Below are 15,343 nucleotides of genomic sequence, written 5' to 3'. Positions count from 1 at the left end.
TTTTTCTCGTATTAATTTTGGCCGTAAGGGGCGTTTCTTCTCATCGTACGGTCGGAATTCGTCATCCCATTTGCATCTTCTTGATTCGATATGTTCCCGCCTTGAGGGGAATACTTCATTTGCTGAATCGTTTTGGTTAAAATTTGGTCAAAATCACGTGAATTGGTTTGAAGACGTGAAAAATTGGCAATGGATTGAAAGTGCTCTGGATTATCAGAGACGTATACATGATAATAACGAGGGAGAACAGAAACCGCCGTTTTCTTTACTTGATCGGCAGATTCATCACGGTTTTTGTTTCCTGTTCGATACACGATGAGTGCATCCTCATCTGTCACAAGTGTGGCTGCATCTTTGATGTTTGGCAGCTGCACCGTTAAACTTGTAATCACGTGGGCAAGATGCTCACGATTTAAAGCAGGGGTTCTTTCTTTTTGATCCGTTACTTGCTGGCGCTGATAACGAACATATCCTGCTCTGTTTGTATCTGCTTCTGGCATGTTGGAATTATTTCCTTCATGACGATCCGACAGACGGATGGTTTTACTTGAAGAATCTTCATCCACTTGCCGGTTCATACCTGATTGAAAGCCGCACCCGCCTAAAAGCATGAGGAGAATCGCGGCTGTCAGTTGTTTCTTCATAAATGTGACCTCCTTTTTCCTTTAGCTTCGTCTAAATCGGAAAAAACATGCTTTAGCAATTGATGGAGTTCTTCCAATGAATTATCATTAAAGATGGATCGTTTAAAAAGAGGTGAGAAGATGATCGTCGTTCAGAATGCTACCTTTGATCTTGTAAGAGATATCAAAGACGGCTTTAATGAAGAAGCGTTTAAAGCAAGGTACTCAGATATTTTAAATAAGTATGATTATATTGTGGGGGACTGGGGCTATAATCAGCTCAGGCTGAAAGGGTTCTTTGATGACCAAAACCAAAAGGCCACATTTGATACTAAAATCAGCACACTCGATGAATACATTTATGAATACTGTAATTTTGGCTGTGCCTATTTTGTCTTAAAGCGAATCAGAAAATAACGCAAAGGGGAGCGTCATAATGTATTTCGTAGACAGAAAAAAGATTGAAGAGACATTACGTTTTTTCGAGGAGCAATATGGATTGATGCAGAGTCATCAAACATGGACAAGTCCTCTAGAGAAAAAAGCGCTGGAACGAATTGTTCATTTGCTCGTCGAATGTATTCTTGATACTGGAAATGACATGATTGATGGCTTTATTATGCGTGACCCAGGAAGCTATGATGACATCATGGATATACTTGTTGATGAAAAGGTTGTACCAGAAGTGGAAGGAAGTCAGCTGAAAAAGCTTGTCTCATCCCGCAAAACACTTGTGCAGCAATATCAGGAAGTGGTTCATCATGACTTATTGCAGGTGATCAGCGAAGTAGAGCAGGCGCTAGAGGTCTTTCCAAGCCGCATCCGTACCTACTTGGAACAGGAGCTTGGCCCAGTATCAGCGTTTAAATAAACCATTGGAGTTGTGAGCATCATGAAATACAAAGGCTATTTAATTGATTTAGACGGGACCATGTATAAAGGAACAGAAAAGATCGAGGAAGCAGGTCAATTTGTTCAAAAGTTAAATGAGTTGAACATCCCTTACTTGTTTGTCACGAATAACTCATCACGTACGCCAAAGCAGGTAGCGGAAAAACTCGTTTCATTTGATATCCCAGCAACAGAAGAACAAGTGTTTACAACAAGTATGGCGACGGCCAATTATATTGCTGAACAAAAGAAAGATGCGTCAGTTTACGTGATCGGTGAAGAAGGAATCAAGCAGGCCATTGAAGAAAAGGGGCTGACGTTTGGTCAGGAAGACGCTGATTTCGTTGTTGTTGGAATTGATCGGGGCATTACATATGAAAAATTAGCAGTAGGTGCGATTGCCATTCGTCAAGGCGCACAATTTGTCTCAACAAATGGAGATATAGCTATTCCAACAGAAAGAGGGCTTTTGCCAGGGAACGGCTCGTTAACATCCGTACTGACCGTGACGACAACGGTTCAGCCGACATTTATCGGAAAGCCGGAATCCATTATTATGGAACAAGCGATGCGTGTGCTTGGGACAGATGTGTCTGAGACGCTCATGGTGGGTGATAACTATGATACGGATATTATGGCAGGAATGAATGCAGGAATGGACACATTACTCGTCCATACAGGTGTGACAACAAAAGAGCTGCTTCAGAAGTATGAAAAGCAGCCAACCTATGTCATTGATTCATTATCCGAGTGGATCGAGCGATTATCATAAAAAAAGAGGACAAGCGTTATGCGCGCGTCCTCTTTTTCTTTATTCCGCATTTCTTGCACTATGTGCCAACCTGCTTGATGCGGCAGCAGCAATAGCGCCAACAATGTCATCTAAAAAGGTGTGGCATTCGCCTGTGGATTTATCGTTGAGTTTCCCCAGAATACCTGGTTTTTCTTTATCGATATATCCGTAATTTGTAAAGCCGATTGAACCATAAATATTGACGATAGCAAAGGATAAAATTTCATCAACGCCATACAGGCTTTCGTCCGTTTCAAGTATTGATTGAAGCGGCTCAGTCAGCTTCTTTTGCTCGGCGAGTACGTCTAGTTCAACGCCCGTTAATATCGCATTTTGGACTTCACGTTTTGCGATGACACGCTCCACATTGTGGATGCACTCTGTCATGTCTAAGCCAGGATGATATTTTTCCTGTAAAAAGTAGACAAGGTCTGCTATATCTTGAATGGTTACGCCTCGTTCTTGTAAACGGCGTCTTGCTGTTTTTTCTACTTCGTTCATCTCATGATGATGCGGCATGTATTCCTCACCCAATCCTCGTAATTTGTCCACAACGTGTAAAAAGCTTCGGATAGTAAATAGTATTCATAAATCCCTCAACCTGCGACTACGATATGATAAGAGATTGATCATAGGAACGCAGGTGAAAACATGAAAGAAACCATTTATCACACATTTGGTATTGATGTTCGTCAATTTACGCCATATGGCAGTTATCAGAGCTTTCAAACGGCGGAGGCTCTCTTCCTCATTGTTCCTGTGTCTCATTTGCGAGAAGAAGAACTCTCGGAGTTGTATCATATCAGTCAGTATTTACTGAATGCTGGAGACCCATACGTCGCTGTGTTTGAATTAACAAATGAAGAGAAGCCCACCTTTACTCATGGAAAGGAGCAGTACGCTTTATTAAAAGCGGCGCCACCGCTCTCAAGCCGCTCGTTTCAGCAAGCGTCAGAGCTGGCAGCCTTTCATGTCAGGGGAAGAGGCTTTCCATATGAAGTATCCGAAACAAAACGTGTCGGTGCCTGGAAGGAATTATGGGCAAAACGATTAGATCAGCTCGAAGGCTTTTGGATGCAGCAAATGCATCAAAAACCGCTGGAACGGTTTGAACAAAAATTCATTGAATCGTTTCCGTATTATCTTGGATTAACGGAGAATGCCATTCAATATTTAGTCGATACTGAGCTTGATGATGAACCGAAAGAAGGTGACTCAGGCACTGTCTGTCATCAGCGCTTTTCACGTATGACATGGCCGCATGAGCAGCCGCTGCGTTTACCTGTGGATTGGGTCTTTGATCATCCAACCCGTGATATTGCTGAATACTTAAGAGAGACCTTTGTACAGCATAAGGAGGATTTAATTGAAGAAGGCTTTTCCTTTCTTCAGCAATATGAGGAGGTGACACCTCTTTCCTCCTTTTCAAAGCGTTTGTTATACAGCCGCCTGCTGTTCCCGCTTCATTACTTTGAAATTGTGGAAGGCTACTATATGTCGGGAGAAAATGAAAAGTCATACTATGAAGAGCGGTTAGATTACGTCTTAAATGATGCCAATCGCTATGAATACTTTCTAAAGGTCTTTCAAGAAATGAGTGCCATGCGAAGCGGCGGGACCCCCATTCCGGCTGTTGGCTGGATTCAGCCTGCAGCTGATTTGAAGTTTTAGTGAACAGACGAAACGTCTCTTTTCTCTTGAGACGTTTTTCGTTATGCTTAAAGAAATCAATTAAAGGAGTGTTCTTCTTGCCAAAACCTTATGTCTATATCACAAGAAAGCTGGATGAAGCATCACTTACACCATTAAAAGAAGTCGCTCATGTTGAGATGTGGCCAAGCGAGGATGAGCCGTGTCCAAGAGAAGAGTTAGAAACACAAGCTGCTAAAGCGGATGCGCTTCTCACCATGCTGTCAGATCAAATAGATGAGCCGCTTTTATCAAAGGCTCCGAATATCAAGGTGGTTGCAAACCTTGCTGTTGGCTATGACAATATTGATCTTGAAGCAGCCAAAAAGCACGGAATCACCGTATGTCATACACCAGACGTCTTAACAGAATCGACGGCGGATTTAGCCTTTGCTCTTCTGATGGCGTCAGCTAGACGCATTGTCGAGGCGAGTGATTGGATTAAGAATGGAAACTGGACAGGCTGGGGGCCGCTTCTTCTTGCCGGTGCTGATGTTCATCACAAAACGCTCGGGATTGTTGGAATGGGCAGCATTGGAACAGCACTTGCCAAGCGGGCCAAAGGCTTTAATATGAATGTCCTTTATCATAATCGTTCAAGAAAACCCGAAGCAGAAGCGCAGCTTGGCGTGACCTATGCGGCTTTTGAGGAACTGCTCAAGCAGTCTGATTTCATCGTCTGTCTGACGCCGTTAACCCCGGAAACGAAAGACATGTTTAATGAAAAAGCATTTGATCTGATGAAGAACTCTGCTTATTTCATTAACGTATCAAGAGGACAGACTGTGGATGAGGATGCTTTATACGAGGCTGTCACAACAGGAAAAATTGCCGGCGCTGGTCTGGATGTATTTAGACAGGAACCTGTCAGCCCATCTCATCCGTTAACGACATTACGTAACGTCACAGTCCTTCCTCATATTGGAAGTGCTAGTGTCGAAACAAGAAAAACAATGATGCGTTTATGTGCTGAAAATATTGCGCTTGTCTTACAAGACGAGCCAGCCAAAACGCCGGTTCGTTTATAATATAAGGCTTCCCGGTGTTCGGGAGCTTTTCTGACAAAAATATTTTGAAAATATAGAATCTTGATATAAATAGCTGTTAAGCGGTTTCATTCTGACAATCTCTTATTTTATTACCTTGTCAAAATGAGGATACCCCTTTATAATGTGTGTACATTGAATGTCTGTGTAAGGTTAACAAATGTCTTTTTAGAGAGGACATTTACGTAGAAAGGTGGAATTTCAGGTGAAGGCAATTCGAGTTGGGCTATTAGGATTAGGAACAGTGGGAAGCGGTGTCGTAAAAATTATCCAAGACCATCAGGATAAATTAATGCACCAAATCGGCTGTCCGGTATTAATACAAAAAGTGCTTGTGAGCAATCCCGATAAAAAAAGAGATGTGGATGTCGCAAGAGAGGTCTTCACAACTGAAGTATACGATGTGATTAGAGATCCAGAGGTCGACGTCATCATTGAAGTGATGGGCGGCATTGAAGAGACAAAACAATATTTAATAAATGCGTTGAATGAGAAGAAGCATGTCATTACAGCCAATAAAGATTTAATGGCGCTTTACGGTACGGAGCTTTTACATGTAGCGAAAGAAAATGGCTGTGATCTTTATTATGAAGCAAGTGTCGCCGGAGGAATTCCGATTCTGCGTACGCTGGAGGAAGGGCTGGCCTCTGACCGAATCACGAAGATGATGGGGATTGTGAACGGTACAACGAATTTTATTTTAACGAAAATGAATGTCGATAAAAGCGCATATGAGGACGTCTTAAAAGAAGCACAGGATCTAGGCTTTGCAGAAGCAGATCCGACAGCTGATGTAGAAGGACTGGATGCAGCAAGAAAAATGGCGATTCTTGCAAGGCTCGGTTTTTCCATGAATGTAGATTTAGAGGATGTCAAGGTGAAAGGTATTTCTGATATCTCTGATGAGGATATTAATTTCAGTAAGCGGTTTGGCTATACAATGAAGCTGATCGGAATTGCTCAGCGGGACGGAGAGAAAGTAGAGGTCAGCGTTCAGCCAACTTTACTTCCTGATCATCATCCATTATCATCTGTCAACAATGAATTCAATGCGGTGTATGTCTACGGAAGTGCTGTAGGAGAAACGATGTTTTACGGACCTGGAGCAGGAAGTCTGCCGACAGCAACAGCTGTTGTATCAGACTTAGTCGCAGTAATGAAAAACATGCGCCTTGGCGTGAACGGAAGCGGATTTATCGCACCGCAGTTTGAGAAGAAAATCAAATCCTCATCAGAAATATTTGCTCAGCAATTTTTAAGAATTCATGTTAGAGATCAAGTCGGGGCATTCTCCCGCATTACATCTATTTTTTCTGAAAGAGGGATCAGTTTTGAAAAGATTCTTCAGCTTCCTGTGAAAGGACATGATGAGCTGGCTGAAATTGTGATTATTACACATCAGACCTCAGAAGAAGATTTCTCAAATATCCTGCAAAAATTAAACGACCTCGACGTGGTGGTTCAAGTGAAGAGCACGTACCGAGTAGAAGGGAACGGTTTAAGCCGATGAAATGGAATGGACTCATTGAAGAATTTCAGGAATTCTTACCAGTAAACGAATCTACACCTAAACTAACATTAAATGAAGGGAATACACCGCTGGTCCACCTCGCCAAGCTTTCAGAAAAGCTGGGGATTGAGCTTCATGTGAAAACAGAAGGCGTCAATCCAACAGGCTCTTTCAAGGATCGAGGAATGGTCATGGCCGTTGCAAAGGCGAAAGAAGAAGGCAATGATACGATCATGTGCGCCTCAACAGGGAATACCTCTGCAGCAGCAGCGGCTTATGCAGCCCGTGCTGATATGAAATGTATTGTCATCATTCCAGACGGGAAAATTGCCTTCGGTAAGCTTGCACAGGCCGTCATGTACGGAGCAGAAATCATTGCCATTGACGGCAACTTTGATGATGCACTGAAAATCGTCCGCAGCATCTGTGAAAAAGCGCCGATTGCCCTTGTGAACTCGGTCAACCCTTATAGAATTGAAGGACAAAAGACAGCGGCATTTGAAATCTGTGAGCAGCTAGGCTCTGCCCCGGATGTACTGGCGATTCCTGTTGGAAATGCCGGGAACATCACGGCCTACTGGAAAGGCTTCAAGGAATATCATGAGAAAAAGGGAACAGGACTGCCTGTCATGCGCGGTTTTGAAGCAGAAGGTGCAGCGGCAATCGTTCGAAATGAAGTGATTGAGCAGCCAGAAACAGTGGCAACGGCTATCCGTATCGGAAATCCAGCGAGCTGGAAACAAGCTGTGGCAGCCGCAGATGAATCAAACGGAAAGATTGATGAAGTGACTGATGAAGAAATTCTTCATGCATATCAATTGATTGCACGTGAAGAAGGTGTGTTTGCAGAGCCGGGCTCATGTGCGTCGATTGCGGGCGTTCTAAAACAGGTGAAATCTGGAGAAATCAAGCCAGGCAGTAAAGTTGTTGCGGTACTAACAGGCAACGGGCTGAAAGATCCAAATACGGCTATCGATATTTCACAAATCAAGCCGGTCACACTCGATGCAGATGAAGATCAAATTCTTGAACACTTAGAAAAGGCCGCACGCGTATGAGTGAAGCCTCCATGCTTTTTTCAATCACAGTACCGGGAAGCACTGCCAATTTAGGACCAGGCTTTGATTCAGTTGGAATGGCGCTCAGCCGCTATTTAAAGCTATCGGTCTTTGACCATGATAGCTGGCTGTTTGAAGCAGAAACAGATGTCGTGTCTGGGATTCCATCAGGCACCGACAACCTGATTTACCAAACAGCCAAAAAGGTCGCAGATGACTTTGGAAAAACACTCCCGCCTGTTCATGTCAAAGTATGGAGTGATATTCCATTGGCACGGGGGCTTGGCAGCAGTGCTGCTGCCATCGTGGCCGCCATTGAACTTGCCAATCAGCTTCTTGAATTAAACATGACAGATGATCAGAAGCTCTTTTATGCAAGTGAGGTAGAAGGTCATCCAGATAATGCGGGTGCCTCTTTATTTGGTGGTTTACTGATTGGTCTCCATGAAGAAGACAAAACACATGCCGTGAAAGTGCAGCATGTGGATGTAGATGTCGTCGTGGTGATTCCTTTTTATGAAGTGCTGACAAAGGATGCCCGTGATGTTCTGCCAGAGGATTTTTCCTATAAACATGCCGTCAGTGCGAGTGCTGTGAGCAACGTCCTAGTGGCCGCCTTAATGACGCAAAACTGGCCGCTTGTTGGAGAAATGATGAATAAGGATTTATTTCATCAGCCTTACCGCACAATGCTTGTGCCAGAGCTTTCAAAGGTAGAGCATGTCGCTTCTCTAAAAGGAGCGTATGGTACGGCTTTGAGCGGTGCTGGTCCGACGATCCTCACCTTAGTGGAAAAAGGGAAGGGAGAAGCGCTGAAAGAACAGCTTGCCCAAAACTTCCCGCATTGCGAAGTCGATTTGCTGACGGTGCCAGTAGAAGGTGTTGTCGTGCAGCATTATCCTGTTAATCAAGTAAAGAACGTGCTGTGAGTCTGCACGTTCGCAGCGTGTAGACAAACCCTCGCATTCGTTGTCAGTCCTGCGCGCTGGTGCTCACGAATGTTCAATTCGCTCCGCGCCAGTGCTCGTTCTTCCTAGACTGCAAAGGTTTTCAGGTCACGCTGAAAAGAAGAAAAAGAGCTAAAATAAAGATCATTTTAGCCCTTTTTCAACAATCTAAGAACGTGCTGTGAATCTGCACGTTCTTTTTTTATGCTTGTTTTTATGGGAAGAAGCAGGGATTATTATTTAGAGGATCGAACTATTTTTTAAGCATAAAAGGGGGAGATACGTTCATGAAGAAATTGATGACGGCAGAAGATTTAACGAAGATTGTTTCTGTTTCCCATCCGGTTTATTCACCAGATGGAAAAAAGGCAGTCTTTACAAAAGTCACTGTGAATGAGAAAAAAGACGATTACAACATCCATTTATGGGTTCGAAATGAAGAGACAGAGGAGCTGGCACAATGGACATTTGAGGATGGAAAGCATCATCAGCCAGTTTGGTCAAAAGACGGCAGGCAGCTTGCTTTTATTTTACAAAAGCCAAAGGAAGTCCCTCAGCTGGCGCTCATGAAGAGCGAAGGAGGCGGCGTGCGAACCTTAACGACGATTCCTTACGGAGTATCTCATCCTGTCTTTTCTCCAGATGGTGCTTTTCTTTATGCGGCTGTGTCATTGAAACAATCAGAATCTGTTCATGATGAAAAAAAGGAAGAGCAAGATGACTTTGCTCCAGCGGTATATGATGATTTGACCTATAAAGCAGATGGAAGAGGCTTTTTAGATGGGCGTGTCACGCAGATCGTGAAGGTGGATATCGATTCAGGAGAGATAGAGCCTGTCACGAGCGAGCAGGTTCATCATATGAATCATACGATTTCTCCTTGCGGCAAATGGCTTGCCTTTATTCAATTAAATCCACAGATACCTTACATAAGTGACGTGTGTCTTCTGTCATTAGAAGATGGTCAGACAAAAAAGATCACACAAGCAAATGGCGCTTATTCCACCGTATCTTTTTCTCCAAATGGAGAGAGTCTTTTGTATATTGGACATGAGCGTGAATTTCAAAATGCCACCTTCCCATCACTATGGCTGTATGATCTGAAGGAAGAAAAGACGGTTCAACTGTCAGAAATGCTCGATATGTATGTTGGGAACTGTATGGCAGGAGATAGCGTGATGGGAGAGGTCTATCAGCTTCCGCAGTGGACAAAGGACAGCCAAGGGTTTTATGCGCTTGTTTCTGATCAAGGCAGTACAGGGATTTATTATTTCTCTATTGAAGGTTTAGCCTATCCTGTTCGACTAGAGGCGGAACATATCACCAATTTTAGCCTTCATCCAGATGAATCCAAACTGCTGCTCAGCCGGCTTTCACCTGTTTCGCCAAGTGAGCTGTATGAGATGACATTAGGGGAGACAGAACTAAAGCAAATCACATTCGAGCATCATGATTTTCTAAAGGAGCATGTCGTATCGGAACCTGAACCATTTTCTTTTCAGTCAAAAGATGGAGACGAGGTGCATGGCTGGTTTATGAAGCCTTCCAAGATGGAAGAGGGAAAGACATATCCACTCATTCTAGAGGTTCATGGCGGACCGCATGCGATGTATGGTCATACGTATTTTCATGAATTTCAAATGCTCGCTTCTGAAGGCTACGCCATCGTGTATATCAACCCGCATGGCAGTCATGGGTATGGACAGATGTTTACTGACCGTGTGAGACGAAACTATGGTGACGTTGATTATGACGATGTCATGCAGGCTGTTGATCATGTGCTCAAAGCCTATGATTTCCTTGATGAAACAAGGCTTGGCGTGACAGGCGGCAGCTATGGCGGTTTTATGACCAACTGGATTGTTGGTCAAACCGACCGCTTCCGTGCAGCTGTCACACAGCGTTCCATTTCAAACTGGATTAGCTTTTATGGCATCAGTGATATCGGTTATTTCTTTACAAGGTGGCAGATTGATGGGGATATTTATGATTCTGTCGATAAGCTATGGGATCGTTCGCCGCTAAAATATGTGAAGCAGATGAACACGCCGCTGCTCATCTTGCACAGTGATGAAGATTATCGCTGTCCAGTTGATCAAGCAGAGCAGCTTTTTGTGGCCTTGAAGGAGCTTGGGAAAGACACAAGATTGGTCAAATTCCCGAAGGCATCTCATGATTTATCCAGAAGCGGACACCCGGGGCAGCGTATTCAAAGACTGACTTTTATAAAGGAATGGTTTAGAGAAAAGCTAGCCTAATAAAAAACGACCCTTCAGCGTGCTGACAAACCCTCGCATTCGGTGTCAGTCCTGCGTGCTGGTGCTCACGAATAGAAAATTCGCTCCACGCCAGTACTCGTCCTTCCTAGACTTCAAGGGTTTTCATATCACGCTGAAAAGAAGACAAAGGGCTAAAGCCTTTGTCAATCATGAAAAAAACGACCCAAATCGGGTCGTTTTCATGTCATATATGAATTAGAAAACCTGTTCAACTTCTACAACGCCAGGCACTTCTTCTAATAATGCGCGCTCAATACCGGCTTTCAATGTAATGGTTGAACTTGGGCAGCTGCCGCATGCACCAAGAAGACGTAATTTCACAATGCCATCTTCAATGTCTACAAGCTCACAGTCTCCACCATCACGTAATAGAAATGGACGAAGTTTGTCCAGTACTTCCTGTACTTGGTCTTTCATTTCGACTTCAGTCATTAGATATAATCGCTCCTTTCACAACATATCACCATTATATTCATCTGGACGATAAAAATCTATTGATTGGTTTCAAAGTTTCCTTTTCATTATAGCACAATCTCATCTTGAAACAAAAAGTGATTTTTGCTTTTTTCATCCAGAAAATTCAGCTAAAATGAAGTAAGAATAGGGGGCTTGTCAAATGAACAAAACCGTCGATCTTTATGTATATGGAAGAGATGTACTGTGCGCCAGCTGCGTGAATCTGCCTTCTTCAAAAGATACGTTTGAATGGTTAGATGCAGCATTAAAACGAAAATATCCGAATCAGCCATTTCGCATCACATATATTGATATTGAGCACCCGCCAGAAAATGAACAGCAAAAGGAATTGTCTGAACGAATTCTTGATGATGAATTCTTTTATCCGCTTGTCTTAGTAGAGGATCAAATCGTTGGAGAGGGCAATCCAAAATTAAAAGACATTTATCAAGAAATGGAGAAATACGGGTACAAGGAGAGCAGTGAATAAGCTGTTCTTTTTTTGAGAAAGAAAATAGAACAAACGTTCTTTTTTGTGTTGAAAAAGAACGTTTGTTCGTTTATAATGAAATGAAAGGAGCGTGAGCATCATGAATTATTTACTGAAACAATCTCTTCATCAGCTAATACCGATTGAGATGATTTATATGAAGAAAAATGGAGAGTGCACGAAGAGAAAAATCATTGTCCACCGTGAGACGGATCAGCTTATCCAAGCGTATTGTTTATCGAAGAAGACGATGAGAACCTTTCGTAAAGACTGCATCCTTGCCCTTGCTCCGATCAAATGGACCCACTCATCGGCACATGCCGTTTCATAGAAAAAAGCTCCCTCATCATGAAGGAGCTTTGAGAAAAAATTCACATAATTTTAGCCGTTGTGATGTTTGTACATCCAAAGGAGTCCAGATTTCAGGAGTCTTGGCACCCGCCCAACAAGTGGACGATCAGCCACTAAGCCAAAGCCGGCTTTTTTCCCTAAAGAACCTAAAACACCTTTCAGCTTAAACTGTGGATAAGCCTCAGGAAGCGGCTCATTTTTCCAGCGTTTTTGCAGCGATTGGACAATTTGTTCTGCCTGCGCCTCAGCAAGCTGTGCACTTGGGGCATGCGGCAGACTTGCGCAGTCACCTACAACATATACATGCTCATCCCCTGGGAGGTTGTGATGAGGAGTTAATACGACGCGGCCTTGTGCGTCTTTTTCAACATCCATCTCACGTACCACTTTGCTTGGCTGTATTCCTGCTGTCCACACGATGACATCTGCTTCAATCGCGTCATCATGGTTGTAAACGACACCTTCTTCAACCTTTGTAATATTGGCACAGTTAATGATCTTTACGTCATTTTCTTCAAACCACTTTTGCACATACAAACTTAATCTTTTTGGAAAGCTCGATAGAATCAGCTCTCCGCGGTCGAAAAGAATAATGTTTAAATCAGCACGGCTTTCTCTTAGTTCACTGGCCAGCTCTACCCCGCTAAGTCCAGCACCGACGATGCCAACCGTTGCACCTGCGCTTAAATTGTTTAATTTGTTATACGCATGTCTTGACTGATCAATGGTTTGAATGCTGTATGTATGTTCTTTCGCACCAGGGACATTATGATACTTGTCCTCACAGCCGAGTCCAATCACCGTATCATCATACGGAATCGGTTCACGGTCGCTGAATAAGATCTGTTTGTTTTCAATATCAATTTTTTCTACTTCCCCGTATTGAATATCCAGCTTCGGATGCTCTGGAAAAGATACTCGAATGTGATGATCAGAGATCGTTCCAGCAGCAAGTGCATAATATTCTGTTTTTAAACAGTGGTAAGGATTTCGATCAATTAATGTGATAGTGACATCATCAGGTAATTGATTTGGCAATAAGCGGTGGAGAACCCGCATATTCCCGTAACCTCCGCCGATCAAGACTAAATTTTTCATGACGATTCTCCTTTTCCCCGTAGACATTGAAAAACACTTATACTAAAAAACTTTAAGTTAAAATACCAAATAAAATTATATCGAATTTACTGTGAAACCACAATAATTGTTTCAAAATAACCTACATATTCATCAGTTAGTCCTAAATAGTAAAACATTTTACGAGGAATAGGCGTAACGATACAGATGAAGCTCATATTTTGACTAATACAAGGAATTTCGGTAGGATGGTAAGGCAATGTGAGGTGAAGCACAGTGTTTCCACTGATCGAATTTTGTGTAAGTAATCTTGCACAAGGGTCTCAAGAAGCAAAAGAGAAGCTTGAAAAAGACCCAAACCTAGACGTAATGGAATACGGCTGTTTAAGCTATTGCGGCAAATGTATGGACTCCCCATTTGCACTTGTGAATGGAGAATTTGTTTCAGGAGAAAATGCAGAGCAGCTAGTCGAGCGTATTTATGCTTTTATAGAGGAAAACGACATGTTTTAAATGCACCACATGGGTCATGAGGTGCATTTTTTTCACATTTTCAGCTTCCATTTTTAAGGAGAATAAATAGAAAGCGCATCCAATATGTTATGCTAATAAAATATCATCAATATGAAATATCACACGAGAGAAAAAGAGGCATATGCATAATAAAAGCCCTTTGCCATGGCAGCAAAGAGCTTCTATGTATGAAAAACGGGGGATGATAAGATTGTCTCCTGAATCGACTCCTTTTATACTATAAAGAAACAACATTTTTGGAGGAAGCTCATGACATCATTTCAATTCACGAAAATGCACGGATTAGGAAATAATTATATTTACGTCAATCAGATGAAGGAACAGCTTCCAGAAGAGCAGCTATCAGAGATAGCGATCCGCGTTTCTTCTGTTTATACAGGAATCGGTTCTGACGGGATGATCCTTATTTGTCCATCAGATGTTGCACCTGTGAAGATGCGCATTTTCAACAATGATGGATCAGAGGGCAAAAACTGCGGTAACGGGCTGCGCTGCGTTGCAAAGTATGTGTATGAGCATCAAATTGTGACGGACACAACGTTCCAGATTGAGACATTGTCAGGACTCGTTGAAGCGACCGTTCACGCTCAGGATGGTCACGTTCAGCTAGTCACAGTAGATATGGGAAAACCACGTTTTGAAAAAGAAGCGATGCCAATGCTTGGTGAACCGGACAGCACAACGATTAATGAGGCACTTGATTTTGGCAAGGCAGTTTTAAATGGAACGGCCGTTTCAATGGGAAACCCGCACATCGTTTTTTATTTAGAGGACATTGAAAAAGCACCGCTTCATACACTTGGACCAATCATCGAAAAACACCACATGTTCCCAGAAGGCGTCAATGTAGAATTTGTTGAAGTTGTCAGTGAAACAGAACTGCATTTTCGTGTGTGGGAAAGAGGTTCAGGGATTACACAGGCCTGCGGAACAGGGGCCTGTGCTGCGGCTGTATCCACAATTGTGAATGGTCAGGCGAAAAAAGAAACAGACATGACCGTTCATTTAGCAGGCGGAGACCTCATCATTCGCTGGAAAGACAATGACCACGTGCTCATGACAGGACCTGCTGAAACGATTTGTGACGGCACATTTTATCTCTAAACCATTTATTTGAGAAAAGCCATCATCACGTTTATAATTGAAAAGAAACATCCAGTCAAAAGGAGGGATGATCATGAGTACACCAGTAACCATTACAGAAGCTGCTGCACTGCAGATTAAAGATATGATGAAAGAACATGAAGAAGAAAATGCGTTCCTTCGAGTGGGCGTAAAAGGCGGCGGCTGCAGCGGTCTCTCATACGGCATGGGCTTTGACCATGAAGTCTCAGAGAAAGACACGCAGTTCGAACAGCACGGCATCAATGTCCTTGTCGATTCCGAAAGCCTTGATATCATGAACGGAACCATCATTGATTTCAAACAATCACTCATGGGCGGCGGTTTCACGATTGACAATCCGAACGCCATCGCGTCATGCGGGTGCGGTTCTTCTTTCAGAACAGCGACGAATACCGGTACGCCGGAAGAGTGTTAAGGGGTAAAACGATTCATTCTGTAAATCTATTTGTATAATTAAGACCTCCTCAAATTGAT

17 protein-coding genes and 1 pseudogene are annotated in these 15,343 nt (G+C 43.0%); 14 read left to right on the top strand and 4 right to left on the bottom strand.

Annotation, left to right across the window (positions count from 1 at the left end; genetic code table 11):
• Positions 1 to 11: 11 nt before the first annotated feature.
• Entirely contained in the window at positions 12 to 644 is a 633-nt protein-coding gene (locus BA81_RS13075; RefSeq protein WP_034282633.1) for a YhcN/YlaJ family sporulation lipoprotein, read from the bottom strand.
• A gap of 120 nt (positions 645 to 764) precedes the next feature.
• Here BA81_RS13075 and BA81_RS13070 point away from each other — a divergent pair, with 120 nt between their 5' ends.
• Genes BA81_RS13070 through BA81_RS13060 form a run of 3 tightly spaced genes read left to right on the top strand, consistent with a single transcriptional unit; the run spans position 765 to position 2,286 of the window.
• Complete coding sequence (locus tag BA81_RS13070; protein WP_024423368.1) at positions 765 to 1,040, top strand: YutD family protein; 276 nt, start codon at positions 765 to 767, stop codon at positions 1,038 to 1,040.
• Positions 1,041 to 1,059: 19 nt separating this feature from the next.
• Positions 1,060 to 1,494 (top strand): DUF86 domain-containing protein, encoded by a 435-nt coding sequence (locus tag BA81_RS13065; RefSeq protein WP_034282630.1) that lies wholly within the window; start codon positions 1,060 to 1,062, stop codon positions 1,492 to 1,494.
• Positions 1,495 to 1,512: 18 nt separating this feature from the next.
• On the top strand, positions 1,513 to 2,286 hold the full coding sequence (locus BA81_RS13060) for a TIGR01457 family HAD-type hydrolase (RefSeq protein ID WP_087978090.1): 774 nt from the start codon (positions 1,513 to 1,515) through the stop codon (positions 2,284 to 2,286).
• Positions 2,287 to 2,325: 39 nt separating this feature from the next.
• On the opposite strand, the gene BA81_RS13055 is transcribed toward BA81_RS13060, so the two are convergent.
• Positions 2,326 to 2,826, bottom strand: coding sequence for a phosphatidylglycerophosphatase A family protein (locus BA81_RS13055; protein ID WP_025094161.1), 501 nt, complete (start codon positions 2,824 to 2,826; stop codon positions 2,326 to 2,328).
• 132 nt (positions 2,827 to 2,958) lie between these two features.
• On the opposite strand from BA81_RS13055, the gene yutH reads away from it, so the two are divergent.
• The 6 genes from yutH (at position 2,959) to BA81_RS13025 (ending at position 10,815) form a co-directional block, all read left to right on the top strand.
• A complete protein-coding gene (yutH, locus tag BA81_RS13050) occupies positions 2,959 to 3,978 on the top strand; it encodes a spore coat putative kinase YutH (RefSeq protein WP_034282627.1) in 1,020 nt (339 codons plus the stop codon).
• A gap of 77 nt (positions 3,979 to 4,055) precedes the next feature.
• Positions 4,056 to 5,024 carry a 2-hydroxyacid dehydrogenase gene (locus BA81_RS13045; RefSeq protein WP_034282624.1) on the top strand — a complete coding sequence of 323 codons (969 nt, stop codon included), beginning with the start codon at positions 4,056 to 4,058 and terminating at the stop codon, positions 5,022 to 5,024.
• Between the two features lie 223 nt (positions 5,025 to 5,247).
• Positions 5,248 to 6,552, top strand: coding sequence for a homoserine dehydrogenase (locus BA81_RS13040; protein ID WP_034282622.1), 1,305 nt, complete (start codon positions 5,248 to 5,250; stop codon positions 6,550 to 6,552).
• Positions 6,549 to 7,610 (top strand): threonine synthase, encoded by a 1,062-nt coding sequence (gene thrC / locus BA81_RS13035; RefSeq protein ID WP_034282619.1) that lies wholly within the window; start codon positions 6,549 to 6,551, stop codon positions 7,608 to 7,610. Before BA81_RS13040 ends, thrC begins: the two co-directional genes overlap by 4 nt.
• Entirely contained in the window at positions 7,607 to 8,539 is a 933-nt protein-coding gene (thrB, locus tag BA81_RS13030) for a homoserine kinase (protein ID WP_034282618.1), read from the top strand. Before thrC ends, thrB begins: the two co-directional genes overlap by 4 nt.
• 305 nt (positions 8,540 to 8,844) lie before the next feature.
• Entirely contained in the window at positions 8,845 to 10,815 is a 1,971-nt protein-coding gene (locus BA81_RS13025; protein WP_034282616.1) for a S9 family peptidase, read from the top strand.
• Positions 10,816 to 11,031: 216 nt separating this feature from the next.
• Here the strand turns inward: BA81_RS13025 and BA81_RS13020 are convergent.
• A pseudogene (locus BA81_RS13020) lies at positions 11,032 to 11,331 on the bottom strand (NifU family protein).
• Positions 11,332 to 11,452: 121 nt separating this feature from the next.
• Between BA81_RS13020 and BA81_RS13015 the strand changes: the two are divergent.
• Positions 11,453 to 11,782, top strand: coding sequence for a YuzD family protein (locus BA81_RS13015; RefSeq protein ID WP_034282615.1), 330 nt, complete (start codon positions 11,453 to 11,455; stop codon positions 11,780 to 11,782).
• A gap of 100 nt (positions 11,783 to 11,882) precedes the next feature.
• On the top strand, positions 11,883 to 12,113 hold the full coding sequence (locus tag BA81_RS13010; protein ID WP_034282613.1) for a hypothetical protein: 231 nt from the start codon (positions 11,883 to 11,885) through the stop codon (positions 12,111 to 12,113).
• A gap of 50 nt (positions 12,114 to 12,163) precedes the next feature.
• Here BA81_RS13010 and BA81_RS13005 read toward each other — a convergent pair whose 3' ends face one another.
• The gene (locus tag BA81_RS13005; protein ID WP_034282611.1) at positions 12,164 to 13,231 is read right to left on the bottom strand and encodes an NAD(P)/FAD-dependent oxidoreductase; all 1,068 of its coding nucleotides are present in this window, start codon (positions 13,229 to 13,231) and stop codon (positions 12,164 to 12,166) included.
• Between the two features lie 255 nt (positions 13,232 to 13,486).
• Here BA81_RS13005 and BA81_RS13000 point away from each other — a divergent pair, with 255 nt between their 5' ends.
• The 3 genes from BA81_RS13000 (at position 13,487) to BA81_RS12990 (ending at position 15,284) form a co-directional block, all read left to right on the top strand.
• Entirely contained in the window at positions 13,487 to 13,723 is a 237-nt protein-coding gene (locus tag BA81_RS13000) for a YuzB family protein (protein ID WP_008346813.1), read from the top strand.
• A gap of 270 nt (positions 13,724 to 13,993) precedes the next feature.
• Positions 13,994 to 14,848 (top strand): diaminopimelate epimerase, encoded by an 855-nt coding sequence (dapF, locus tag BA81_RS12995; RefSeq protein WP_034282609.1) that lies wholly within the window; start codon positions 13,994 to 13,996, stop codon positions 14,846 to 14,848.
• Positions 14,849 to 14,921: 73 nt separating this feature from the next.
• A complete protein-coding gene (locus tag BA81_RS12990) occupies positions 14,922 to 15,284 on the top strand; it encodes a HesB/IscA family protein (RefSeq protein WP_024423354.1) in 363 nt (120 codons plus the stop codon).
• Positions 15,285 to 15,343: the final 59 nt, after the last annotated feature.

The sequence above is a fragment of the Bacillus safensis FO-36b genome (assembly GCF_000691165.1).
Lineage (GTDB): Bacteria > Bacillota > Bacilli > Bacillales > Bacillaceae > Bacillus > Bacillus safensis.
Note: the sequence above shows the minus strand (reverse complement) of the source record. Positions and strands in the feature narration are given on the sequence as shown.